Raw genomic sequence first — 23,837 nt, 5'->3', positions numbered from 1 at the left:
GCTTCGCCATGCCCCGAAGCCCCCGCCTCGGTCCCGGTCGGAAGCGCGCCGCGGGGTGTGGCACAATGGCTAGCTGTACTCGACAGCCGCACAGGAACCCTCTCGCCTCCGGCTGACGCGTCCATCGGGCACTCGGGTACCGCAACCCCACGCGGCAATCTCGCCGTGCCCAACCACGTCAAAACCAGGAGAACCCACTCCCGTGGCAGTCAAGATCAAGCTGAAGCGTCTGGGCAAGATCCGTTCGCCTCACTACCGCATCGTCGTCGCCGACTCCCGCACCCGTCGTGACGGCCGTGCGATCGAGGAGATCGGTCTGTACCACCCGGTGCAGAACCCCTCGCGCATCGAGGTCGACACCGAGCGTGCGCAGTACTGGCTGGGTGTCGGCGCGCAGCCGACCGAGCCGGTTCTCGCCATCCTCAAGCTGACCGGCGACTGGCAGAAGTTCAAGGGCCTGCCGGCTCCGGCTCCGCTCCTCGTGGCCGAGCCGAAGGCCGCTCGCCCGGTCTTCGACGCCCTCGGTGGCGACGACGAGGGCAAGGGTGAGGCCATCACCCAGAAGAAGAAGGCTGAGAAGAAGGACGAGGCTGCCGCCGAGTCCGAGTCGACCGAGGCCTGAGCATGCTCGAGGAGGCTCTCGAGCACCTCGTGAAGGGCATCGTCGACAACCCTGACGATGTGCAGGTCGCCTCGCGCAACCTGCGCCGCGGACGCGTGCTGGAGGTCCGGGTCCACCCCGACGACCTCGGCAAGGTGATCGGTCGCAACGGCCGCACCGCACGCGCCCTGCGTACCGTCGTGGGCGCCATCGGCGGCCGCGGTGTCCGCGTCGACCTCGTCGACGTGGACCACGTCCGCTGACGCAACGCAGCACCGGCTCGGGCCGGGGAGGGCCATCGGGCCGTCCCCGGCCCGTAGTCGTATGACGGCCCGTAGCCGTAGGACAGGAGAGCAAGCACAGTGCAGCTGGTAGTCGCACGGATCGGCCGCGCCCACGGCATCAAGGGCGAGGTCACCGTCGAGGTACGTACGGACGAGCCGGAACTCAGGCTCGCTCCCGGTGCCGTACTCGCCACCGATCCCGCCGCCACGGGACCCCTCACCATCGAGACCGGCCGCGTCCACAGCGGCCGCCTCCTCCTGCGCTTCGAGGGCGTCAAGGACCGCACCGCCGCCGAGGCACTGCGCAACACCCTCCTGATCGCCGAGGTCGACCCCGACGAGCTGCCCGAGGAGGAGGACGAGTACTACGACCACCAGCTCATGGATCTCGACGTGGTCACCGCGGACGGCGTCGAGGTCGGCCGCATCACCGAGATCTCGCACCTGCCCTCCCAGGACCTCTTCATCGTGGAGCGGCCCGACGGCAGCGAGGTGATGATCCCGTTCGTCGAGGAGATCGTCGCCGAGATCGACCTGGAGGAGCAGAAGGCGGTCATCACACCGCCGCCCGGGCTGATCGACGATCAGGCGGAGATCGCCTCGTCGCGGGAAGAGTCGTAAGCGATGCGCCTCGACGTCGTCACGATCTTCCCCGAGTACCTCGAACCGCTGAACGTCTCCCTGGTCGGCAAGGCACGCGCGCGTGGGCAGCTCCAGGTTCAGGTGCACGACCTGCGCGCGTGGACCTACGACCGTCACAACACCGTCGACGACACCCCGTACGGCGGCGGTCCGGGCATGGTCATGAAGACGGGGCCCTGGGGTGACGCGCTGGACTCCGCGCTGGCGGACGGCTACGAGACGGGCTCCCACGGGCCCGCCCTCATCGTGCCCACCCCGAGCGGCCGCCCCTTCACCCAGGAACTCGCCGTCGAGCTCTCCGAGCGCCCCTGGCTGATCTTCACGCCCGCGCGCTACGAGGGCATCGACCGCCGGGTGATCGACGAGTACGCCACCAGGATGCCGGTCTACGAGGTGTCCATCGGCGACTACGTCCTCGCCGGCGGCGAAGCGGCCGTACTGGTGATCACGGAGGCCGTGGCACGGCTGCTGCCCGGTGTCCTCGGCAACGCCGAGTCGCACCGCGACGACTCCTTCGCGCCCGGCGCCATGGCCAACCTCCTGGAGGGGCCCGTCTACACCAAGCCGCCCGAGTGGCGCGGCCGCGGCATCCCGGACGTGCTGCTCAGCGGGCATCACGGCAAGATCGCCCGCTGGCGCCGCGACGAGGCCCTCAGGCGTACGACGGCCCACCGGCCCGACCTCATCGAGCGCTGCGACCCCAAGGTCTTCGACAAGAAGGACCGCGAGATGCTCTCCATCCTGGGCTGGGCACCGGACCCGGCGGGGGAGCCGTACGGCCGATTTTGGCGCAGGCCGGAAGGCATGGAACAATAGGTCGCTGTTGTGCGTCGTCCGGCGTGCGCCCCTGCCACAGGGGGACACGACGCCCGCCCCGACCCGTACGGCATCCTCCCGAAACACTAGCTACCGCCGATGACCTGTGGCATGGGCGAAGAAAGCAGACGAAATGTCTCACCTGCTCGACTCCGTCGACGCCGCGTCGCTGCGCAGCGACGTCCCGGCCTTCCGCCCGGGTGACACCGTCAACGTCCACGTGCGCGTCATCGAGGGCAACCGCTCCCGTGTGCAGCAGTTCAAGGGCGTGGTCATCCGTCGCCAGGGCGCCGGTGTCCGCGAGACCTTCACGGTCCGCAAGGTCTCGTTCTCCGTCGGCGTCGAGCGCACCTTCCCGGTGCACACCCCGATCGTCGAGAAGATCGAGCTCGTGACCCGCGGTGACGTGCGTCGCGCCAAGCTGTACTACCTGCGCGAGCTGCGCGGCAAGGCCGCGAAGATCAAGGAGAAGCGCGAGAACTGAGCGCTTCTCGGAGGTCACAGCGGGGCCGGATAGCATCTGGCCCCGATGGACACCGAAGCACAGCCGACGGAGCGCGACCGCTCCTCCCGTCCCGCACCAGGGGCCGCGGAGGGACGGTCGCGTTTCGCGTTGGTGGCGAGGATCACGGAGTGGGTGCCCGGCGGCCGGATCTCCCTGAGCCTGCTGCTCTGCCTGGTCTTTCTTTTGCTGATCAGTACGTTCGTGGTCAGACCTTTCCAGATTCCTAGCGGATCCATGGAAAACGGATTGAGGATCGGGGACCGCGTTCTCGTAAATAGGTTGGCGTACCGTTTCGGTGCCGAGCCGCGGCGCGGCGATGTGGTGGTGTTCGACGGATCGGGGTATTTCGGGGACGGGGACTACATCAAGCGCGTTGTGGGTGTGGGGGGAGACCATGTGGTCTGCTGCGACAAGAAGGGGAGGATCGAGGTGAACGGCCGGTCGGTCGACGAGTCGGGCTTCCTGTACCCGGGCGACGTTCCGTCCTCGGTGCCCTTCGACGTCGAGGTGCCCGACGGCAGGCTGTTCGTCCTCGGTGACCATCGCAGCGTTTCCAGCGACTCCCGGGACCATCTGGGGTCTCCGGGCGGCGGCATGATCCCCGTGCCCGATGTCCTCGGACGGGCCGACTGGATCGTCTGGCCGGCCGCTCACGCCGTACGGCTGCACCGTTCCGCCGCCTACGCGCGCGTGCCTTCCGTGGTGGAGGGTGCGCATGGGTAACCGCGGCAAACCGCGCGGGGTGCCGAGCACCGCCGTGGACAATCTCCTGCCGACCGGTGTGCGGCGCTCCACCAGTCCCGGTGGCGGCCGCTCGCGCGCGGAGCGGCGCAAACTCCAGCGCAAGGTCAAGCGGCGCAGAAGGCGCGGCGCGGTCAAGGAGATACCCCTCCTCGTCGGCGTGGCCGTCCTCATAGCCCTGGTGCTGAAGACCTTCCTCGTCCAGGCGTTCGTGATCCCGTCCGGCTCGATGGAGCAGACCATCCGGATCGGCGACCGCGTCCTGGTCGACAAGTTCACCCCGTGGTTCGGCTCCGAGCCCAAGCGCGGGGACGTCGTCGTCTTCAAGGACCCCGGCGGCTGGTTGCAGGACGAGCAGACGACGGTCAAGAAGAAGGACCCCGTCGTCGTCAAACAGGTCAAGGAAGGCCTCACCTTCATCGGCCTGCTGCCGTCCGACAACGAGAAGGACCTCATCAAGCGGGTCGTCGGCGTCGGCGGGGACCGCGTCAAGTGCTGTGACGCCCAGGGGCGGGTGACCGTCAACGGCGTCCCCCTGAGCGAGACCGACTACCTGTATCCCGGCAACGCCCCGTCCACCCAGCCGTTCGACATCACCGTCCCCCAGGGGCGGTTGTGGGTGATGGGCGACCACCGCGCCAACTCCGCGGACTCCCGCTCGCACCAGGACACCGACTACGGCGGCACCGTGTCCCTGGACTCCGTGGTGGGACGGGCCAGGGTCATCGCGTGGCCTTTCGGGCACTGGAGCATGCTGGACGAACCGAAAACTTACTCTTCCGTTGCCGACTCGGCGTCCGGGGCGACCTCAGCCTCCCGGGCGTCGCTTAGGGTTGCTCCCGAGGATCCGAACGAAGCGATCCAACTCCCGAGCCCTGCGGAACTCCCGCTCGTTATGGGAGTGGTGGGCCTGCGTCGTACCTGGCGCAGGCGGCGGCACAGAGTGAGGAGTTGGCGTGGGGGATGTGGCGGTTGGCGCACGATCCGGGCACGACGGCGAGGAGCACCGCGGACGCCCCGTGGAAGCAGCCGACCCGGCCGCGGAGGGCGCCGTAACCTTCGGGAATGACCCGTCCGCGGGCGGCGAGGGCCCGCCGGTGGACGAGCCCCCGGGGACCGGTGGCGGTGGGACGGGCGGATCCGCGCCCAAGGCGAAGAAGCCGCGCTCCTTCTGGAAGGAGCTGCCCATCCTGATCGGCATCGCGCTGGTGCTGGCGCTGCTGATCAAGACGTTCCTGGTGCAGGCGTTCTCGATCCCCTCCGACTCGATGCAGAACACCCTCCAGCAGGGCGACCGTGTGCTGGTCGACAAGCTCACCCCGTGGTTCGGCTCCGAGCCCGAGCGCGGCGAGGTCGTCGTCTTCCACGACCCCGACAACTGGCTGGCCGGCGAGCCGACGGCGGACCCGAACGCCGTACAGACGTTCCTCTCCTGGATCGGCCTCATGCCCTCCGCGGAGGAGAAGGACCTCATCAAGCGCGTCATCGGCGTCGGCGGCGACACGGTCTCCTGTTCCGGCACCGGCCCGCTGAAGGTCAACGGCAAGGCGCTGGACGAGGCGTCGTACGTCTACGCCGGCAACACCCCGTGCAGCCAGGACGACCAGGGTGGCCAGTTCACCGTGAAGGTCCCCAAGGGCTACATCTGGGTGATGGGCGACCACCGGCAGAACTCCCGCGACTCCCGCTACAACCAGTCGGACTCGCACCACGGCATGGTCCCGGTCGACGACGTCGTGGGCCGCGCCATCGTCAAGGCCTGGCCGATCAACCGCTGGGGCACGCTGCCGAAGCCGGACACCTTCGACCAGGCCGGCATCAACGACCAGGCGTCGGCGTCCGCCGCGCTGTCGTTCGCGCCGCAGGGGGTCGCGCTGGTGGGTGTGGTGCCGGTGGCGCTGTGGCGGCGTCGGAGGGCGGCGGTCGAGCGGGTCCGCTGACGCCTCGGGGCGGCCGGCTCCCTGATCACGGTCTGTCACCTGAGGTGTGTCGTGGCCTGGTGAAAGCTTTGCGGAGCTTGCGACCCCGGGCGGTCGGGAAGGGCTGACCCCGTCAGGTACCGCCGGGTAGGGTGCGGACCCATGGGTGGCGAGAGCGCAATACGTACGGCCCCGCGGAGCGGCGGCACCAGCACGAGCCCGGTGGGCAGCCGGACCGGACAGCGACTGTCCGGTCTGGCCGTCGCGCTGGGCATCGTGCTGTTCCTGGGCGGTTTCGCCTGGGGAGCGCTGCAGTACCGGCCGTTCACCGTGCCCACCAGTTCCATGTCGCCCACGATCGCGGCCGGTGACCGGGTGCTCGGACAGCGCGTCGACGCGGACGAGATCCGCCGGGGTGACGTCGTCGTCTTCAACGACAAGCAGTGGGTGACCGGTGCCCTCGTGGTCAAGCGGGTCGTCGCGGTCGGCGGGGACACGGTCGCCTGCTGCACGAACGGCAGGCTGACGGTCAATGGCAAGGAGATCGACGAGCCGTACCTCAAGGGCGGTGTGGTCGAGGACAAGGCCATCCCGACCGTGAAGGTGCCCGAGGGCCGGCTGTTCCTCCTCGGTGACGAGCGCCAGGGCTCCCTGGACTCCTCCGCGCACCTCACCGACGCCGCCCAGGGCACGGTGGCGCGCAGCGCCGTGGAGGCCCGGGTGGACGCCGTCGTCTGGCCCTGGAAGGGCATGCTGGAGCGTCCGACCGGCTTCGGGAAGCTCGGCGGGCTCTCCACGCCGGGGCCGCTGAACACGATCCTCGCCCTGATCGTCGTCGGCGCGGTGCTGGTGCTGGGGGGCGGGGCGTACGGGCCGGTCGCCAAGTTCTTCGGCAGCCGGCGGCGGGTGCGGACGGAGCCTGTGGGTGCCGGCTGAGGTGGGGGGCGGGGCGTCCTCGGGTGCGGCGTCGGCGGGGTCCTCCGGTGGGGCCTCTGGGGGAGACTCGGGTGCGTTCTCGGCTGGATCCCCGACTGGAGCCTCGGTTGGATCCCCGACTGGAGCCTCGGCTGGGTTCCCGGGTGGGGTCGAGGGAACGTACGAGGGTGGGCTGCGGAAGGTCGCTCGGGTGGTGCTGCTTGATCCCGAGGACCGGATTCTGCTGCTGCACGGACACGAACCGGACGACCCGGCCGACGACTGGTGGTTCACGCCCGGCGGTGGACTGGAGGGCGACGAGAGCCGTGAAGAGGCCGCACTGAGGGAACTCGCCGAGGAGACCGGCATCACCGAGGTGGAGCTCGGGCCGGTGCTCTGGCGGCGGATGTGCTCGTTCCCGTTCGCGGGCCGTCGCTGGGACCAGGACGAGTGGTACTACCTGGCCCGTACGACCCAGACGGCCACCGAGGCGAGAGGCCTCACCGAGCTGGAGCGGCGCAGTGTCGCCGGAGCGCGCTGGTGGACGTGTCAGGAACTGACCCGGGCACATGAGACGGTGTATCCGACCAGACTCGCCGAGCTGCTGCGCAGGCTGCTCGACGAAGGTCCCCCGGCCGGGCCCGTGACCCTCGACACCGAAATCGTCTAGAGGCTGACGGGACTGGCGCACAATAGTGGGATCGCACGGCTGAAGGGGAACATGCCATGAGCGCCGAGGACCTCGAGAAGTACGAGACCGAGATGGAGCTGAAGCTCTACCGGGAGTACCGCGATGTCGTCGGTCTGTTCAAATACGTGATCGAGACCGAGCGACGCTTCTACCTGACCAACGACTACGAGATGCAGGTGCACTCGGTCCAGGGTGAGGTGTTCTTCGAGGTGTCCATGGCGGATGCGTGGGTGTGGGACATGTATCGGCCGGCTCGCTTCGTGAAACAGGTCCGGGTGTTGACGTTCAAGGACGTGAACATCGAGGAGTTGAACAAGAGCGACCTGGAGATGCCGGGTGGGTGACATTCGGGAGCGGTCACCTGTTCGGGTGACGGGGTTCTCCACAACCGCTGAGTAGTCCACCAAGATCAACTCGGTGGGCGCGATTGCGTGATCGTCGGTGCCGGAGGTGGTGCCGACATGAACGCACGCAGTGCACTCGGCAAGTACGGCGAGAGTCTGGCCGCGAGGCGGCTGACCGAGGCCGGGATGACGGTCCTGGAGCGCAACTGGCGCTGTGGCAGGACCGGTGAGATCGACATCGTGGCGCGGGACGGTGAGGTTCTGGTCGTCTGCGAGGTCAAGACACGGCGGTCGGGGGCCTTCGAGCACCCCATGGCCGCGGTGACCCCCGAGAAGGCGGAGCGGCTGCGGGGGCTCGCCGCGTGCTGGATCCACGCCCATGGAGGGGCACCGCCGGGAGGCGTTCGTATCGACCTGGTGGGCGTGGTCCTGCCGCAGCGCGGCGCGCCCGTGGTCGAGCATGCGCGGGGGGTGGCCTGAGATGGGGTTCGCTCGTACGTGCTCGGTGGCGCTGGTGGGCGTCGAGGGGGTCGTGGTCGAGGTCCAGGCGGACCTGGAGCCGGGGGTGGCGGCGTTCACGTTGGTGGGGTTGCCGGACAAGAGTTTGACGGAGAGCCGGGATCGGGTGCGGGCGGCCGTCGTGAACTCGGGCGGTGAGTGGCCGCAGAAGAAGCTGACGGTGGGCCTCAGTCCGGCATCGGTGCCGAAAGCGGGTTCGGGGTTCGACCTCGCCGTCGCCTGCGCGGTGCTGGGCGCCTCCGAGCGGATCGATCCGCGGGTGCTCGCCGACATCGTGATGATCGGAGAGCTGGGGCTGGACGGCCGGGTGCGTCCCGTCCGGGGCATCCTGCCGGCGGTGCTCGCGGCGGCGGACGCCGGCTATGTGCAGGTCGTGGTGCCGGAGTGCGCCGCCGCCGAGGCTTCGCTGGTGCCCGGCGTCTCCGTCCTCGGTGTGCGCAGCCTGCGGCAGCTGATCGCGGTCCTGGCCGACGAGCCGGTGCCCGAGGAGGAACCGGACGAGCCGGGCCGCCCCGACCCGCTGCTGGCCGGCCTGCGCGTGCCGGGCACCGGAGCCGCCACCGGGATGCACAGCGCGGGAGCGGCGCAGCAGGACCACGGGCACGACCTGGCCGACGTCGTCGGTCAGATCTCGGCGCGGACGGCGGTGGAGGTTGCGGCGGCTGGCGGCCATCACCTGTTCCTGGAGGGACCGCCGGGCGCCGGCAAGACGATGCTCGCGGAGCGCCTGCCTGCGGTCCTGCCCCGACTGGCGAGGGAGGAGTCCCTCGAAGTGACGGCGGTCCACTCGGTGGCGGGTCTGCTGCCGCCGGGCAAGCCCCTGATCGACGTGGCCCCCTACTGCGCCCCGCACCACTCCGCCACCATGCAGGCCCTCGTCGGCGGCGGACCCGGCATCGCCCGCCCGGGCGCCGTCTCGCTCTCCCATCGAGGGGTGCTCTTCCTCGACGAGACGCCCGAGTTCAACACCCAAGCCCTGGACGCGCTGCGGCAGCCCCTGGAGTCGGGGCACGTGGTCATCGCGCGCAGCGCGGGTGTGGTGAGGTTCCCCGCGAAATTCCTGATGGTGCTCGCGGCCAACCCGTGCCCCTGCGGTCGTTTCTCGCAGACCGACGACTTCTGCGAGTGCCCGCCCTCGGCGATCCGGCGCTACCAGGCCCGGCTCTCCGGCCCGCTGCTCGACCGGGTCGACCTGCGGGTTCAGGTGGACCGGGTCACGCGTGACCAGCTCGGCGGGCGGGGTGCCAGGGGCGAGTCGACCGAGGTGGTCGCCGACCGGGTGCGGGCTGCCAGGGAGAGGGCGGCGATGCGCTTCGCCGGCACCCCGTGGCGGACCAACAGCGAGGTGCCCGGGCGTGAGCTGCGAAGTCGCTGGCACGCCGTGTCGGGGGCGATGGACGAGGCCGAGCGCAACCTGGAGCGGGGCGTCCTGACCGCCCGGGGGCTCGACCGCGTCCTGCGGGTCGCCTGGACGGTCGCGGATCTCGTCGGACACGACCGCCCGGACGCGACGGACGTCGCCCTGGCCCTGCAACTGCGCACCGGAGTGCCGCGGGGTGTGCCCATGGCCATCGGGGCACTGACGTGAACGACCGTGAGCTGGTCGAGCGGGTGTTTCTTGCTCGGGCCATCGAGCCGGGGGACGAGGTCGCGGGGCGGTGGGTCCGGGAGTGGGGGGTGGGTGAGGTGGCCTCGCGGTTGCGGGGCGGTGGGGCGGCGCTGCCCGGGGTGAGCGATAAGCGGTGGGGCGGGTTGCTGGGCCGGGCCAAGGTCGCCGACGCGGAGCGGGATCTCGCGCTGGCGTACGAGGCCGGCGCGCGGTTCGTCGTTCCCGGGGACGCCGAGTGGCCCGGCCAGCTGGACGACCTCGGGGACGCGCGGCCCATCGGCCTGTGGGTGCGGGGACGGGCAAGCCTGCGGATGTGGGCGCTGAGGTCGGTCGCCGTCGTGGGGGCCCGGGCCTGTACCGAGTACGGCGCCCACATGGCCGCCACCCTCGGCACCGGGCTCGCCGAGCGGGGCTGGGTGGTCGTGTCCGGCGGCGCCTACGGAGTCGACGGAGCCGCCCACCGCGGTGCCCTCGGTGCGGGCGGCGCCACCGCGGCCGTCCTGGCCTGCGGGGTCGACCGGCCCTACCCGCGCGGACACACCCAGTTGATCACCAGGATCGCGGAACAGGGCCTGGTGATCGGGGAGTTGCCGCCCGGAGAGCATCCGACGCCCAGCAGATTCGTGCTGCGGAACCGGGTGATCGCCGCCCTCACCCGCGGCACCGTGGTCGTCGAGGCCGCCCACCGCAGCGGCTCCCTGGTCACCGCGCGGGCGGCGCAGCGGCTCGGCCGGCACACGATGGGGGTGCCCGGGCCCGCCACCAGCAGCCTGTCCGCCGGGGTGCACGAACTGCTGCGCGGGGACGCCACGCTGGTCACGGACGCAGCGGAAGTCGTGGAGCTGGTCGGCGACATGGGGGAGCTGGCCCCGGACCGGCGTGGTCCCGTACTGCCGCGGGACCTCCTGGCCCCGGCGGCGCGCAGAGTGCTGTCCGCGCTGCCCGGGCACCGGGAGGCCGGCGTGGACGAGATCGCCCGGGGTGCGCAGACGACCCGGGACGACGCGATCGCGAGACTGTACGAACTCCGTGCACTTGGTTACGTCGAACGACACGGCGACGGCTGGAAGTTGACACGCCAGGCGATGATCTCGGTCCGCGGTGGCCGGAGCCCGTGCTGACCGAGCGTGTTCGGCCGTCCGGGGGAACCCCGACAACCTTGGGAATTACCGCAGTTGGGGTGTTCTGGTGATCACACAGAGCGACGATCATCCCTCTGGGGAGTGGTCCGGGGAACGCGTCCGCGCCGTCAGTGCGCCATGGTGTTTGCGCACTGCGACACTTCAGTCACGCTACGCTCACGGGGATTCCGACGCACTTCACGTACATCGCGTACTTCACGGCAGAACGGCACAAGGCGACGAATGCCCCAGCACACTTCCGGATCCGACCGGGCGGCGATCCCCCCAGCCGCCCGTGACGGTGGCAGCGTGCGGCCGCCCGCTCCCTCGACACTCGACGAGCTGTGGCGGTCGTACAAGGCGTCGGGAGACGAGCGGCTGCGCGAGCAGCTGATCCTGCACTACTCACCGCTCGTGAAGTACGTCGCCGGGCGGGTGAGCGTGGGCCTGCCGCCCAACGTCGAGCAGGCGGACTTCGTGTCCTCGGGGGTCTTCGGGCTCATCGACGCGATCGAGAAGTTCGACATCGACCGCGAGATCAAGTTCGAGACCTACGCGATCACCCGGATCCGGGGCGCCATGATCGACGAGCTGCGGGCGCTGGACTGGATCCCGCGGTCCGTGCGGCAGAAGGCGCGCAACGTCGAGCGGGCCTACGCCACGCTGGAGGCGCGGCTGCGGCGGACGCCGACGGAGGGCGAGGTCGCCGGCGAGCTGGGCATCGCGGTGGATGATCTGCACGCGGTCTTCAGCCAGTTGTCGCTGGCCAACGTGGTGGCGCTGGAGGAACTGCTGCACGTCGGGGGCGAGGGCGGCGACCGGCTGAGCCTCATGGACACCCTGGAGGACACCGCCGCGGACAACCCCGTGGAGGTCGCCGAGGACCGGGAGCTCCGGCGGTTCCTCGCCCGGGCGATCAACACCCTGCCCGAGCGGGAGAAGACCGTGGTGACCCTGTACTACTACGAGGGCCTCACGCTCGCGGAGATCGGCAATGTGCTGGGCGTGACCGAGAGCCGGGTCAGCCAGATCCACACCAAGTCCGTGCTCCAGCTGCGGGCGAAGCTGGCCAGTTTCGGTCGCTGACCTGGCCGTACGGCCTTCCCGTGCGAGCCGGTGGGGTGGAGTGACTCCCGTCCGCGGTGGCGCGTCCGTACAGTGGTTGACGTGCCAAGGATTCGAGCGGCCTCCGTGGCCGAGCACCGGTCGATGCAGCGAGCCGCCCTGCTGGACGCGGCTCGTTCTCTGCTGTCCGAGGGCGGGACGGAAGCGCTGACCTTCCCGGCCCTCGCCGAGCGGACCGGGCTCGCGCGGTCGTCGGTGTACGAGTACTTCCGGTCGCGGGCCGCCGTGGTCGAGGAGCTGTGCGAGGTCGACTTCCCCGTGTGGGCCGCGGAGGTCTCGGCGGCGATGGAGCGGGCGCCCTCGCCCGAGGGCAAGGTCGAGGCGTATGTGCGGCAGCAGCTGACGCTGGTGGGGGACCGGCGGCACCGGGCCGTCGTCGCCATCTCCGCGAGTGAGCTGGACGCGGGGGCGCGGGAGAAGATCCGGGCGGCGCACGGGGGGCTGGTGGCGATGATCGTCTCGGCGCTCGGGGAGATGGGGCATGCGCAGCCGCGGCTCGCGGCGATGCTGGTGCAGGGGGTTGTGGACGCGGCGGTGCGGAGGATCGAGCTGGGGGCGGCGGAGGAGCCTTCGGTGATCACCGAGGCCGCGGTCTCGATGGCGCTGCGGGGAGTGCGGGGCTGAGGAGGGCTGCCGGGTGCGCGTCCGTCGTGGCTGGTCGCGCCCCGCGGCGGAGCCGCAAACGGATGCAGTCCCGCGCCCCTCAGTTGCCTGCCGCTGAGCCTTCTTGATGCGCGCCCGGAGCCTGTGCGGGCAAGGGCACCCCCAGCACCGGCAGCAGCCTGGAAGGGCCCCTGTGCAGTAGCCACGGCGGGAGCAGGGACAGCGGGTCCAGGTAGGTCTCGCCTCTCCGTAAGCCCCAGTGCACGCAGGTGGTCGTGCAGTGGGAGCCCGTCGCAGCCACGGTCGCGATCACCTCGCCCGCCGTCACCTCCTCGCCCTTCTTCACCGACGCCGTCACCGGTTCGTAGGTCGTTCGAAGGTCTGTGCCCGTCAGTTCCACGGACACCACACCCTTTCCGGCCACCCCGCCCGCGAAGGAGACCCGGCCGGCCGCCACCGCCCGCACCGGAGCTCCCGGAGGCGCCGCCAGGTCCACGCCCCGGTGGCCGCGGCCGTACACCGTCGCCGGGGGCTCCCAGCCGCGCAGGACCGCCGGACGTGTGCCCACCGGCCAGGCGCGGGCCAGAGCCGGTACCGAGGTGTCCGTGGCCGTCGGTGCGAGGGGGACCCGCTCCGGCGCGGCCACCGGCGCCGTCAGGAACAGCAGAAAGCCCAGCACCAGCCACGTGCCCCACCATCGTCCGCATCGCCCATGTCGCTTCGCTCGCATGCGGAAACCGTCCCGTACCCGGACCGGTCCGAGCCTGGACCTGTGGACTACTCCCCGGTTGTGGACAGCGGCGTCACCCGGTACCCCGCGGGTCCCGTACACTTCTTCTGGCGATCCGGGTCACCGGGTCGACTTCGCACGCCCCGACATCAGGCCGCCACGCGGTCGGTGTCAGCGCCTCTCGGTCCTTTGTGGCAAGGCGCGTCGCGGGCGTCAGGCGCGAGTGCCCTCCGGCACCCGCGGTACAACCGAGAACACCAAGGAGAACGGCCATGGCCGTCGTCACGATGCGGGAGCTGCTGGAGAGCGGCGTCCACTTCGGTCACCAGACCCGTCGTTGGAACCCGAAGATGAAGCGCTTCATCTTCACGGAGCGCAACGGCATCTACATCATCGACCTGCTCCAGTCGCTGTCGTACATCGACCGCGCCTACGAGTTCGTCAAGGAGACCGTCGCCCACGGCGGCACGGTCATGTTCGTCGGCACGAAGAAGCAGGCGCAGGAGGCCATCGCCGAGCAGGCCACCCGCGTCGGCATGCCCTACGTCAACCAGCGCTGGCTGGGCGGCATGCTCACCAACTTCTCGACCGTCTACAAGCGTCTGCAGCGCCTCAAGGAGCTCGAGCAGATCGACTTCGAGGACGTCGCCGCTTCGGGTCTGACCAAGAAGGAGCTCCTGGTCCTCTCGCGCGAGAAGGCCAAGCTGGAGAAGACCCTCGGTGGTATCCGCGAGATGCAGAAGGTGCCCAGCGCCGTCTGGATCGTGGACACCAAGAAGGAGCACATCGCGGTCGGCGAGGCCCGGAAGCTCAACATCCCGGTCGTCGCGATCCTCGACACCAACTGCGACCCCGACGAGGTCGACTACAAGATCCCGGGCAACGACGACGCGATCCGCTCCGTCACCCTGCTCACCCGCGTGATCGCCGACGCCGTCGCCGAGGGCCTCATCAGCCGCTCGCGCGTCGCCACCGGTGACAAGGGCGAGAAGGTCGCCGGCGAGCCGCTCGCCGAGTGGGAGCGCGACCTGCTCGAGGGTGGCGAGAAGAAGGCCGAGGAGGCTCCCGCCGCGGAGGCCGCCGAGGCTCCCGCCGCTGAGGCCCCGGCCGCCGAGGCCCCCGCGGCTGAGGCTCCCGCCGCCGAGGCCGCTCCGGCCGCGGACGCCGAGCAGGCCTGACCCGTCAGCGTCAGCGGTGACGGCGGGAGCGGTACTGCATTCATCAGCGCCTCCGGCGCGGTGAACTCCGCTCCCGCCGTTCACCCGTAGGTCAGCGGAGAGTCGGCGGCCCCGGGCTAGATGGGGGCCGTAGACCCCGTAGATCTTCGATCTTCCAGACTTCGAGAAAGATTCACAGACTCATGGCGAACTACACCGCCGCCGACGTCAAGAAGCTCCGTGAGCTCACGGGCGCCGGCATGATGGACTGCAAGAAGGCGCTGGACGAGGCCGAGGGCGACGTCGAGAAGGCTGTCGAGGCGCTCCGGATCAAGGGCCAGAAGGGCGTCGCCAAGCGCGAGGGCCGCTCCGCCGAGAACGGCGCCGTGGTCTCCATCATCGCCGACGACAACTCCTCCGGCGTCCTCGTCGAGCTGAAGTGCGAGACGGACTTCGTCGCCAAGGGCGAGAAGTTCCAGGCCGTCGCCAACCAGATCGCCGAGCACGTCGCGGCCACCTCCCCGGCCGACCTGGAGGCCCTGCTCGCCTCCGAGATCGAGGCCGGCAAGACCGTCCAGGCGTTCGTGGACGAGGCCAACGCCAACCTCGGCGAGAAGATCGTCCTGGACCGCTTCGCGCAGTTCGCCGACGGCTTCGTGACCGCGTACATGCACCGCACGATGCCCGACCTGCCCCCGCAGATCGGTGTCCTCGTCGAGCTGGACAAGCCGAACGCCGAGGTCGCCCGCGGTGTCGCCCAGCACATCGCCGCCTTCGCGCCGAAGTACCTCTCCAAGGAGGACGTGCCGGCCGAGGTCGTCGAGTCCGAGCGCCGCGTCGCCGAGGAGACCACCCGCGCCGAGGGCAAGCCCGAGGCCGCCCTGCCGAAGATCGTCGAGGGTCGCCTCAACGGCTTCTTCAAGGACGCCACGCTGCTCGGCCAGCCGTACGCGCTCGACAACAAGAAGTCGGTCCAGAAGGTCCTGGACGAGGCCGGTGTCACCCTGAAGCGCTTCACGCGTATCAAGGTCGGCATCTGAGTCCGTACCGCGAGCGACGCGCGGGCCCGATAGGGTCGTCAGCAGTCGTCCGGTACGCCGCCACGCACGCGCGTGGCGGACGACAGCAGATCTGACGAGGAGGCCATTGCCGCGCATGGGATACGAACCAGTTCCCAACCGGCAATGGCCTTCTTCGTATGTGCAACAGGTGAAAGAGGCGGGATCCCCATGACCACCAAGGCCCAGAAGAGCGACGACGGCAAAGTACGCGGCCGGTTTCTGCTGAAGCTGTCCGGAGAGGCGTTCGCCGGTGGCGGCGGCCTGGGTGTGGACCCCGACGTGGTGCACAAGATCGCCCGTGAGATCGCCGCCGTCGTCCGGGACGGCGCCGAGATCGCCGTCGTCATCGGCGGCGGCAACTTCTTCCGCGGCGCCGAACTCCAGCAGCGAGGCATGGACCGGGCCCGCTCCGACTACATGGGCATGCTCGGCACCGTGATGAACTGCCTGGCCCTCCAGGACTTCCTGGAGAAGGAGGGCATCGACAGCCGGGTGCAGACCGCCATCACCATGGGCCAGGTCGCCGAGCCGTACATCCCGCTGCGGGCCGTGCGCCACCTGGAGAAGGGCCGTGTGGTCATCTTCGGCGCCGGTATGGGCATGCCGTACTTCTCCACCGACACCACCGCCGCCCAGCGCGCCCTGGAGATCGACGCCGAGGCGCTCCTCATGGGCAAGAACGGCGTGGACGGGGTCTACGACTCCGACCCGAAGACCAACCCCGACGCGGTCAAGTTCGACGCCCTCGGCTACGGCGAGGTCATCACCCGCGACCTCAAGGTCGCCGACGCCACCGCCGTCACGCTGTGCCGCGACAACAAGCTCCCGATCCTGGTGTTCGAGCTCCTGGCCGAGGGCAATATCGCCCGCGCCGTCAAGGGTGAGAAGATCGGCACGCTGGTGGGCGACCAGGGCAGCCGGGACTGACCCGAGTTGGACCCGGTCCCTGACCGGGGGATGGACAATGTCCTGCCGGTCGGGAACCGTGCAGGAAGAAGACGCGACGCAGCCGGCCGCCGCCCCCACGCACATGGAACAGCAGCCGGGCCTACTCAAGACACGCAGGAGCAAGTGGTGATCGAAGAGACCCTCCTCGAGGCCGAGGAGAAGATGGAGAAGGCCGTCGTGGTCGCCAAGGAGGACTTCGCCGCGATCCGCACCGGTCGTGCGCACCCGGCGATGTTCAACAAGATCGTGGCCGACTACTACGGCGCGCCGACGCCGATCAACCAGCTGGCTTCGTTCTCCGTGCCGGAGCCGCGCATGGCGGTAGTGACCCCGTTCGACAAGACGGCCCTGCGCAACATCGAGCAGGCCATCCGCGACTCCGACCTGGGCGTCAACCCGAGCAACGACGGCAACATCATCCGAGTGGTGTTCCCCGAGCTGACCGAGGAGCGCCGCCGCGACTACATCAAGGTCGCCAAGGGCAAGGCCGAGGACTCGCGCGTGTCCATCCGCTCGGTCCGCCGCAAGGCCAAGGACGCGATCGACAAGCTCGTCAAGGACGGCGAGGTCGGCGAGGACGAGGGCCGCCGTGCGGAGAAGGAGCTCGACGACGCGACGCACAAGTACGTCGCTCAGGTGGACGAGCTCCTGAAGCACAAGGAAGCGGAGCTGCTCGAGGTCTGATGAACGACTCTTCCTGGGCGACTCCGCCCCACGCCGGGTACTGGGGGCCGTCCGACCAGGGGCCTGTCCAGGGGGCTGCCCCGGCGGGTCCCGCGTACGATGCGCATGACGCGCAGCACACTCGCCCCATGCCCATCGTGCCCGACGGACCCGCGTACGGCGGAGACCAGGATGACGACAGGGGGGCCGCTCGGCTGAGCGGTCCCTTGTTCCGGGACGAGACGTTCCGGAACGCCACTGTCCGCGACGAGACCACGCCGGCGCAGCCCCACGCGGCGCCCCAGAAGCAGGATCCGGAGCCCATGCCCGACGCCTCGCAGCCGGCGCCCGCGCCGCAGAAGAAGAGTGCGGGCCGGGATCTGGGCGCGGCCATAGGGGTCGGGGTCGGGCTCGGTGCGGTGATCATCGCGTCGCTGTTCTTCGTCAAGGCCGTGTTCGTCGGCGTGATCGCGGTCGCCGTCGTGGTGGGTCTGTGGGAGCTGACCAGCAGGCTCCAGGAGCGCAAGGGCATCAAGGCGCCGCTGGTGCCGCTGGCGCTCGGCGGGGCCGCGATGGTCGTCGCCGGGTACGTCCGGGGCGCGGAGGGCGCGTGGGTGGCCATGGCGCTCACGGCGCTCGCCGTCCTCGTCTGGCGGATGACGGAACCGCCGGAGGGCTACCTCAGGGACGTCACGGCGGGTGTCTTCGCGGCCTTCTACGTCCCGTTCCTGGCCACGTTCGTCGCGATGATGCTGACGGCCGAGGACGGGGCGGTGCGGGTCCTGACCTTCCTGCTCCTGACCGTGGTCAGCGACACGGGCGCGTACGCGGTCGGCTGGCGCTTCGGCACGCACAAGCTCGCGCCGCGCATCAGCCCCGGCAAGACCCGGGAGGGCCTGGTCGGAGCGGTGGCGTTCGCCATGGTGGCGGGCGCGCTGTGCATGCAGTTCCTGATCGACGACGGCCGCTGGTGGCAGGGCCTGCTCCTCGGCCTCGCGGTCGCGGCCAGCGCGACGCTGGGTGACCTCGGCGAGTCGATGATCAAACGGGACCTCGGCATCAAGGACATGGGCACCCTGCTTCCGGGCCATGGCGGCATCATGGACCGCCTCGACTCCCTGCTGCCGACGGCACCTGTGGTGTGGCTGCTGATGGTGCTGTTCGTGGGATCGAGCTGACTTCAGCTGTACGACGTCCCCGGCCCCGTCCTGTCCAGGACGGGGCCGGGCCGTTATGGTCCGGTCCATGGGACAAGCGCGCCTGGGGGACGACGGCAGGTTCCACGGCGACCTGCCGTGCCGGTGGTGCGAGGTGCTGCTGAGCCAGGACGGCCGCCGCAGGCCGCGCCGCTACTGCGGCCCCTGGCACCGCACGAAGACCTAGGTCGGTTGGGTCGTCGGCGTGGTCGTGGGACTCTTCTGACCGCTGCCGAACCCCATGCCTCCGTCGAGTCCTGCGGGACGCGGGCTGACGTCGCACAGACGCGCGCCTTCGCGACCGTCGGCACAGGTACCGGGGCCTTGGACGTGTGGATCTTCTGGACGCGATTGCTGAATGTAGAGGGGACCCGGCTGGTGGACCCGAGCCCGGGACCGGCCGGCCGCGGTGAAGGATTCTGGGTGCTGTACGACGCGGGCTACGAGATCGATCACAGGACAGAGGAGGTCTTCGCCAGAGCCGCCACGGCCGACGAGGTGAAGCTCTTGCAGCTGCCGCCGGGGGAACCCGTTGTCGAGCTGCATCGGACGACCTGCACGGCCTCTCGCACCGTGGTGGAGGTCGCCGGGACGCCATGAATCACGCCCGCTCCACGGTGTGTGGGGCGACGGCGGACGGGATGTGAGCCGGGGAGGGGTGTGGTTCAGCGGTCGCGGCTGACGTCGGCGCTTCAGTTCTCGGACGAGTCCGCTTCGGCGTGTTCGGCAAAGACCTCGCGTGCCACGGCGTAGCTGTCGAACGCGCGAGCCACACCGGCGTAGACGGCCATCTGGATGAACGCTTCGACGATCTCCTCTTTGGTCACGCCATTGTGCAGAGCGATACGCAGCTGGCCTCGGAGGGGCTCGAGGATGCCCAGGCTCGCCGTGATGGTGACCGAGATGAGTGCGCGGGTGCGGAGGTCGATATGCTCGCTGCGAGTCCATGCGTCATTGAAGGCGTGTTCGGTCGCGATCCGTGTGAAGTCGTAGGCGTTGTCAGGTTCCGTCGGCCTTGGATCGACATATGGCGCCAGGCTGAAACCAAGGATCTTCTCGGCGTTTTTCAGAGCACGCGTGTAGTCAGCGCTGTGTTCCGTCATTGCACCATTCTGCGCGCCGCCGACCCAAGGCTATTGGACCGGCACGACGCTCGAAACAGTCCACTGTGTTGGGCTTGCCAAGAACGCCCCTTTTCGCTGACACCAGTACCTGACACCAACCAGGTTGGACACAGCAGACGGGCACGACAGGCGGCATCTCGTCGTGTGAAGACCTCTCGTATACACGCCGCACAGCCTTGACCTGCTTGCCAGGTTCCCAGGGGATCCGGCACCCCATCAACGAAGAGCACCACGAGACGGTAGAAGTCGTTCCGGGGGATCTCGCACTCCGTGGTCACACCAGGAAGGAGATTGGGCTCCCCCCGACCTACGTACTACAGGCACGACGCTCACCGCTCGTCCGCTGTCCGCCATCCCACCAACCGGTACCGCCGCAGGCGCAGTTGGCAGGATCGAGTGCGAGGCGCACGCTGACGCTGTAGTGGGCTCCCTAGGGTGCCTCGCCGGGATTGTGGGAGCCAGTGGAGCGCGAGCAGGGGAGGGGCTTTCCAGACTTCCCGGTCACGGAGCCATCGCCCCAGGCGGAGCCGAGCAGACGCGGCCCGTGACGTCCAGGTCGGTCGTACAGTGGCGCGCTCCACCTGGACGGGAGGGGAGCTGGGGCAGGGATGGGTTGAGGAGGATGGATGCCGCAGTGGCAGCATTACGGCCGCCAGCCTGACGATCAAGCCAGTTGAGACGATCTCCGGGACTTGGCGATGGTCGACAAGCTGCGGATGTGGCCCGCAGGGACAGGGCGTACTGTGGGCCGTACATCCGGGCCGCGCCCGCTGGGCGTGAAGTCCCGCGTACCCCCCACTCATTGATCCGTGGCTGGGGTGCGCCTGGACCAGCGGAGGATCTGCAATGGGTACAGTCACCACCGACGACGGCACCACGATCTTCTACAAGGACTGGGGTCCACGCGACGGCGAGCCGATCGTCCTCCACCACGGATGGCCCCTGAGCGCCGACGACTGGGACAACCAGATGTTGTTCTTCCTGGCGCAGGGCTACCGAGTCATCGCCCACGACCGCCGTGGCCACGGACGCTCCACCCAGACGGCGACCGGCCACGACATGGACACCTACGCCGCGGACGTGACCGCTCTGACCGACGCCCTCGATCTGCGGGGCGCCGTGCACATCGGCCACTCCACCGGCGGTGGCGAGGTCGCCCGCTATGTCGCCCACGTCAAACCCGGCCGTGTCTCAAAGGCGGTCCTGGTGGGCGCGGTGCCACCGCTGATGCTGAAGACGGAGGCCAACCCGGGCGGCTTGCCGATGGAGGTCTTCGACGGCTTCCGGGAGGGCGTTGCCGGCAACCGGGCTCAGACGTTCATCGATATTCCCTCGGGGCCTTTCTACGGCTTCAACCGTCCCGGAGCGCAGGTGTCACAGGGTTTGATCGACAACTGGTGGCGCCAGGGAATGATGGGCGCGGCGAACGCCCACTACGAATGCGTCAAGGCGTTCTCCGAGACCGACTTCACCGAGGACCTCAAGCAGATCGAGGTGCCCGTCCTCGTCTGCCACGGCACCGACGACCAGGTCGTCCCGTACGACGACTCGGCACCCCTGACGGTCAAGCTTCTGAAGAACGGGACCCTCAAGTCCTACGAGGGCTATCCGCACGGGATGCTGTCCACGCACCCAGAGGTCCTCAACCCGGACATCCTTGCGTTCATCCGTTCCTGAACCCGGCGGGCCGGCCTCAGCGTCCGGCCGCTCCCCGGCGCACCCGTAGTCCGCGCCGGGGAGCGCACCCGGTCAGGCGGACGTCCGGCCTGCGCCGATCCCGGTGCTCGCAGGGATCCTGTTGTCGCTTGTAGGACATGCTGATCATGCGAACGGGAGTAGCCCCTTGCCCTCCAGGTGGGCGAGCAAAGAGTCAAGGCATGCTTCCGGGGTGGCCAGATCGGCACGAAAGAACGAGTCCTTGCCGAGTGCCCCACCGCTGACGATGACCATCCATGCTGCCCGTCGCTCAACCATGCGGTCACCGTCGACCTTGACGACGGTCGTGACGCCGTGCTCGGCCAGCCACTCCATCAGCTCAAGCATGTCCACTCGCACCCCTCCGGAGCGATCATCCCACCGCTTTGGCAAGCCCTTGGGCCGTCCGAGGCCGATCAACGCCGGCAGTCTGCACCCACAGGTGACCACCCCCACCCCGCTGTGGCCTGGGTACCGGGCGAGGATCTGCGACACTGGATGGGTTATGCCGAAGCCCGGAGAACTCACTTTCGTCGCCCCCCGCGGAGCCAAGAAGCCGCCGCGGCATCTCGCTGATCTCACTCCTGCCGAGCGCAAGGAGGTAGTGGCCGGGATCGGGGAGAAGCCGTTTCGGGCCAAGCAGCTCTCGCAGCACTACTTCGCGCGGTACGCGCACGACCCGGCGGAGTGGACCGACATCCCCGCCGGTGCGCGCGGCAAGCTCCAGGAGGCGCTGCTTCCCGAGCTCATGACCGTCGTACGGCATCTGTCGACCGACCAGGGGACCACGCGCAAGACGCTGTGGCGGCTGTTCGACGGGACGCTCGTGGAGTCGGTGCTGATGCGGTACCCGGACCGGGTGACCATGTGCATCAGTTCCCAGGCCGGGTGCGGGATGAACTGTCCCTTCTGCGCCACCGGGCAGGCGGGGCTCGATCGCAATCTGTCCACCGCCGAGATCGTGCACCAGATCGTCGACGGGATGCGGGCGCTCCGGGACGGGGAGGTGCCGGGCGGGCCCGCGCGGCTCTCCAACATCGTCTTCATGGGGATGGGCGAGCCGCTCGCCAACTACAAGCGGGTCGTCACCGCCATTCGCGCGCTCACCGACCCCGCCCCGGACGGCCTCGGGCTGTCCCAGCGCGGCATCACCGTCTCGACCGTCGGACTCGTGCCCGCCATTCACCGGTTCGCCGACGAGGGCTTCAAGTGCCGGCTCGCGATCTCCCTGCACGCCCCCGATGACGAGCTGCGCGACACCCTCGTCCCGGTGAACACGCGGTGGAAGGTGCGCGAGGTCCTCGACGCCGGGTTCGAGTACGTCGAGCGGTCCGGGCGGCGGCTCTCCATCGAGTACGCCCTCATCCGGGACATCAACGACCAGGCCTGGCGCGGTGACCGGCTCGGACGGCTGCTCCGGGGCAAGCCCGTACACGTCAATCTCATCCCGCTGAACCCCACCCCGGGTTCGAAGTGGACCGCCTCGCGGCCCGAGGACGAGAAGGCCTTCGTCGAGGCGATCGCCGCGCACGGAGTGCCCGTCACCGTCCGGGACACCCGTGGCCAGGAGATCGACGGGGCCTGTGGCCAGCTCGCGGCCACCGAGCGGTAGTCTGGCGACCGTACGTACACCTTCATATCCGACAGGGGAGCGCCACAGCGCTGAGAGTGCGGCAATCGGGCCGCAGACCCTCTGAACCTCGCCCAGGTCATTCTGGGTAGGAAGTTCGGTCATCACCGTGAACAACAAGAAGCTTTTCGCTGCCGTCGTCGGCCTCGGTCTCGTCACGCTGTCCGCGTGCGGATCCTCCGACGACGGCTCCGGGTCGGGCTCCGGCTCCGGCTCCGGCGCCAAGACCGTCACCCTCGTCAGCCATGACTCCTGGGCCGTCTCCAAGGGCGTCCTCGCCGACTTCGAGAAGAAGTCCGGCTACAAGGTCAGGGTCCTGGAGGACGGCGACGCCGGGCAGGCCGTCAACAAGGCCATCCTCACCAAGGACAACCCGCAGGGAGACGTCTTCTTCGGCGTCGACAACACCCTGCTCTCCCGGGCGCTCGACAACGGCCTCTTCCAGTCGTACGAGGCGAAGGGCGCCGACACCGTCAAGGCCGGGTACCGCGTCGACGGGGACAAGGTCACGCCCATCGACACCGGTGACATCTGCGTCAACTACGACAAGGCGTACTTCACCGAGCACAAGCTCCAGCCGCCGACGTCGTACGACGATCTGATCAAGCCCGCCTACAAGAACCTCCTCGTCACCGAGAACGCCTCCACCTCCTCGCCGGGTCTCGGCTTCCTCCTCGGCTCCGCCGCGAAGTACGGGGACGACGGCTGGCAGGGCTACTGGAAGAAGCTCAAGGCCAACGGCGTCAAGGTCGTCGACGGCTGGGAGCAGGCCTACAACGAGGAGTTCTCCGGCTCGGCCGGCGGCAAGAAGGCCAAGGCCGACCGGCCGCTCGTCGTCTCCTACGCCTCCTCGCCGCCCGCCGAGGTGATCTACGCCGACCCCAAGCCGAAGACCGCGCCCACCGGGGTCGCCGACGGCACCTGCTTCCGGCAGATCGAGTACGCGGGGCTGCTGAGCAACGCGAAGAACGCCGAGGGCGGCAAGGCGTTCCTGGACTTCCTGCTCACCAAGGAGTTCCAGCAGGACATGCCGCTCAACATGTTCGTCTACCCGGTGGTCGAGGGTGCCTCGGTGCCGGCCGAGTTCACCGAGTACGGTCCGCAGGCCAAGGATCCCGAGACCATGGACCCGGCGAAGATCGCCGAACACCGTGACGACTGGGTCAAGTCGTGGACCTCGCTCGTCCTCAGGTGAGCC

The 23,837-nt window shown here is 69.4% G+C and carries 28 protein-coding genes, 1 pseudogene and 1 riboswitch; of the genes and pseudogenes, 26 read left to right on the top strand and 3 right to left on the bottom strand.

Annotation, left to right across the window (positions count from 1 at the left end; all coding sequences use genetic code 11):
- Positions 1–202 precede the first annotated feature (202 nt).
- The 16 genes from rpsP (at position 203) to ACFULQ_RS24380 (ending at position 12,456) form a co-directional block, all read left to right on the top strand.
- Positions 203–622, top strand: coding sequence for a 30S ribosomal protein S16 (gene rpsP, locus ACFULQ_RS24455; RefSeq protein WP_020138753.1), 420 nt, complete (start codon positions 203–205; stop codon positions 620–622).
- Between the two features lie 2 nt (positions 623–624).
- A complete protein-coding gene (locus ACFULQ_RS24450) occupies positions 625–864 on the top strand; it encodes an RNA-binding protein (protein ID WP_003973401.1) in 240 nt (79 codons plus the stop codon).
- Positions 865–963: 99 nt separating this feature from the next.
- The gene (gene rimM / locus ACFULQ_RS24445; RefSeq protein WP_383547154.1) at positions 964–1,506 is read left to right on the top strand and encodes a ribosome maturation factor RimM; all 543 of its coding nucleotides are present in this window, start codon (positions 964–966) and stop codon (positions 1,504–1,506) included.
- Positions 1,507–1,509: 3 nt separating this feature from the next.
- Positions 1,510–2,343, top strand: a complete 834-nt coding sequence (trmD, locus tag ACFULQ_RS24440) for a tRNA (guanosine(37)-N1)-methyltransferase TrmD (RefSeq protein WP_383547152.1) — start codon at positions 1,510–1,512, stop codon at positions 2,341–2,343.
- Positions 2,344–2,476: 133 nt separating this feature from the next.
- Positions 2,477–2,827, top strand: coding sequence for a 50S ribosomal protein L19 (rplS, locus tag ACFULQ_RS24435; protein ID WP_151786088.1), 351 nt, complete (start codon positions 2,477–2,479; stop codon positions 2,825–2,827).
- Between the two features lie 45 nt (positions 2,828–2,872).
- A complete protein-coding gene (gene lepB, locus ACFULQ_RS24430; RefSeq protein ID WP_383547150.1) occupies positions 2,873–3,571 on the top strand; it encodes a signal peptidase I in 699 nt (232 codons plus the stop codon).
- The gene (gene lepB / locus ACFULQ_RS24425; protein WP_383547148.1) at positions 3,564–4,658 is read left to right on the top strand and encodes a signal peptidase I; all 1,095 of its coding nucleotides are present in this window, start codon (positions 3,564–3,566) and stop codon (positions 4,656–4,658) included. Before lepB (ACFULQ_RS24430) ends, lepB (ACFULQ_RS24425) begins: the two co-directional genes overlap by 8 nt.
- Positions 4,546–5,529, top strand: a complete 984-nt coding sequence (gene lepB, locus ACFULQ_RS24420) for a signal peptidase I (RefSeq protein ID WP_383547147.1) — start codon at positions 4,546–4,548, stop codon at positions 5,527–5,529. Before lepB (ACFULQ_RS24425) ends, lepB (ACFULQ_RS24420) begins: the two co-directional genes overlap by 113 nt.
- Before the next feature lie 141 nt (positions 5,530–5,670).
- The gene (gene lepB, locus ACFULQ_RS24415; RefSeq protein WP_383547145.1) at positions 5,671–6,444 is read left to right on the top strand and encodes a signal peptidase I; all 774 of its coding nucleotides are present in this window, start codon (positions 5,671–5,673) and stop codon (positions 6,442–6,444) included.
- Positions 6,445–6,616: 172 nt separating this feature from the next.
- Positions 6,617–7,093, top strand: coding sequence for an NUDIX hydrolase (locus tag ACFULQ_RS24410; protein ID WP_383547168.1), 477 nt, complete (start codon positions 6,617–6,619; stop codon positions 7,091–7,093).
- Positions 7,094–7,149: 56 nt separating this feature from the next.
- On the top strand, positions 7,150–7,458 hold the full coding sequence (locus ACFULQ_RS24405; protein ID WP_123991871.1) for a DUF2469 domain-containing protein: 309 nt from the start codon (positions 7,150–7,152) through the stop codon (positions 7,456–7,458).
- A 117-nt stretch (positions 7,459–7,575) separates the two neighbouring features.
- Positions 7,576–7,938, top strand: coding sequence for a YraN family protein (locus tag ACFULQ_RS24400; protein ID WP_383547143.1), 363 nt, complete (start codon positions 7,576–7,578; stop codon positions 7,936–7,938).
- Position 7,939: 1 nt separating this feature from the next.
- Entirely contained in the window at positions 7,940–9,565 is a 1,626-nt protein-coding gene (locus tag ACFULQ_RS24395; protein WP_383547142.1) for a YifB family Mg chelatase-like AAA ATPase, read from the top strand.
- The gene (gene dprA / locus ACFULQ_RS24390) at positions 9,562–10,707 is read left to right on the top strand and encodes a DNA-processing protein DprA (protein ID WP_383547140.1); all 1,146 of its coding nucleotides are present in this window, start codon (positions 9,562–9,564) and stop codon (positions 10,705–10,707) included. Before ACFULQ_RS24395 ends, dprA begins: the two co-directional genes overlap by 4 nt.
- A 243-nt stretch (positions 10,708–10,950) precedes the next feature.
- Positions 10,951–11,793 carry an RNA polymerase sigma factor WhiG gene (gene whiG / locus ACFULQ_RS24385; protein WP_123763347.1) on the top strand — a complete coding sequence of 281 codons (843 nt, stop codon included), beginning with the start codon at positions 10,951–10,953 and terminating at the stop codon, positions 11,791–11,793.
- Between the two features lie 105 nt (positions 11,794–11,898).
- Positions 11,899–12,456 carry a TetR/AcrR family transcriptional regulator gene (locus ACFULQ_RS24380; RefSeq protein ID WP_383547166.1) on the top strand — a complete coding sequence of 186 codons (558 nt, stop codon included), beginning with the start codon at positions 11,899–11,901 and terminating at the stop codon, positions 12,454–12,456.
- Positions 12,457–12,535: 79 nt separating this feature from the next.
- On the opposite strand, the gene ACFULQ_RS24375 is transcribed toward ACFULQ_RS24380, so the two are convergent.
- On the bottom strand, positions 12,536–13,165 hold the full coding sequence (locus ACFULQ_RS24375; protein ID WP_383547138.1) for a murein hydrolase activator EnvC family protein: 630 nt from the start codon (positions 13,163–13,165) through the stop codon (positions 12,536–12,538).
- A 272-nt stretch (positions 13,166–13,437) separates the two neighbouring features.
- On the opposite strand from ACFULQ_RS24375, the gene rpsB reads away from it, so the two are divergent.
- The 7 genes and pseudogenes from rpsB to ACFULQ_RS24340 all read left to right on the top strand — a co-directional run.
- On the top strand, positions 13,438–14,343 hold the full coding sequence (gene rpsB / locus ACFULQ_RS24370; RefSeq protein ID WP_383547137.1) for a 30S ribosomal protein S2: 906 nt from the start codon (positions 13,438–13,440) through the stop codon (positions 14,341–14,343).
- A 182-nt stretch (positions 14,344–14,525) separates the two neighbouring features.
- A complete protein-coding gene (tsf, locus tag ACFULQ_RS24365) occupies positions 14,526–15,362 on the top strand; it encodes a translation elongation factor Ts (RefSeq protein WP_020138769.1) in 837 nt (278 codons plus the stop codon).
- Positions 15,363–15,551: 189 nt separating this feature from the next.
- Entirely contained in the window at positions 15,552–16,310 is a 759-nt protein-coding gene (pyrH, locus tag ACFULQ_RS24360; RefSeq protein ID WP_030315804.1) for a UMP kinase, read from the top strand.
- Positions 16,311–16,457: 147 nt separating this feature from the next.
- Complete coding sequence (gene frr, locus ACFULQ_RS24355) at positions 16,458–17,015, top strand: ribosome recycling factor (RefSeq protein ID WP_046261972.1); 558 nt, start codon at positions 16,458–16,460, stop codon at positions 17,013–17,015.
- A complete protein-coding gene (locus ACFULQ_RS24350; RefSeq protein WP_383547136.1) occupies positions 17,015–18,172 on the top strand; it encodes a phosphatidate cytidylyltransferase in 1,158 nt (385 codons plus the stop codon). Before frr ends, ACFULQ_RS24350 begins: the two co-directional genes overlap by 1 nt.
- A 67-nt stretch (positions 18,173–18,239) precedes the next feature.
- Entirely contained in the window at positions 18,240–18,377 is a 138-nt protein-coding gene (locus ACFULQ_RS24345; protein ID WP_383547134.1) for a hypothetical protein, read from the top strand.
- Positions 18,378–18,547: 170 nt separating this feature from the next.
- Positions 18,548–18,778 (top strand): annotated as a pseudogene (locus tag ACFULQ_RS24340) (UTRA domain-containing protein); the annotation flags it as partial.
- Positions 18,779–18,882: 104 nt separating this feature from the next.
- Here ACFULQ_RS24340 and ACFULQ_RS24335 read toward each other — a convergent pair.
- A complete protein-coding gene (locus tag ACFULQ_RS24335; RefSeq protein WP_383547132.1) occupies positions 18,883–19,293 on the bottom strand; it encodes a carboxymuconolactone decarboxylase family protein in 411 nt (136 codons plus the stop codon).
- An 867-nt stretch (positions 19,294–20,160) separates the two neighbouring features.
- On the opposite strand from ACFULQ_RS24335, the gene ACFULQ_RS24330 reads away from it, so the two are divergent.
- Positions 20,161–20,991: an alpha/beta fold hydrolase gene (locus ACFULQ_RS24330; RefSeq protein WP_383547130.1), complete on the top strand. Its 831-nt coding sequence runs from the start codon at positions 20,161–20,163 to the stop codon at positions 20,989–20,991.
- A 144-nt stretch (positions 20,992–21,135) separates the two neighbouring features.
- On the opposite strand, the gene ACFULQ_RS24325 is transcribed toward ACFULQ_RS24330, so the two are convergent.
- On the bottom strand, positions 21,136–21,357 hold the full coding sequence (locus ACFULQ_RS24325) for a hypothetical protein (RefSeq protein WP_383547128.1): 222 nt from the start codon (positions 21,355–21,357) through the stop codon (positions 21,136–21,138).
- A 157-nt stretch (positions 21,358–21,514) separates the two neighbouring features.
- Between ACFULQ_RS24325 and rlmN the strand changes: the two genes are divergently transcribed.
- Positions 21,515–22,621 carry a 23S rRNA (adenine(2503)-C(2))-methyltransferase RlmN gene (gene rlmN, locus ACFULQ_RS24320; RefSeq protein WP_383547126.1) on the top strand — a complete coding sequence of 369 codons (1,107 nt, stop codon included), beginning with the start codon at positions 21,515–21,517 and terminating at the stop codon, positions 22,619–22,621.
- Positions 22,622–22,644: 23 nt separating this feature from the next.
- Positions 22,645–22,752, top strand: a riboswitch (TPP riboswitch).
- The gene (locus ACFULQ_RS24315) at positions 22,749–23,834 is read left to right on the top strand and encodes a thiamine ABC transporter substrate binding subunit (RefSeq protein WP_383547124.1); all 1,086 of its coding nucleotides are present in this window, start codon (positions 22,749–22,751) and stop codon (positions 23,832–23,834) included. (Overlaps the previous riboswitch by 4 nt.)
- Positions 23,835–23,837 lie beyond the last annotated feature (3 nt).

Origin of the sequence: Streptomyces sp. NPDC057253 (assembly GCF_042669125.1) — a bacterium.
In the GTDB taxonomy this organism is placed as follows: Bacteria; Actinomycetota; Actinomycetes; order Streptomycetales; family Streptomycetaceae; genus Streptomyces.
Note: the sequence above shows the minus strand (reverse complement) of the source record. Positions and strands in the feature narration are given on the sequence as shown.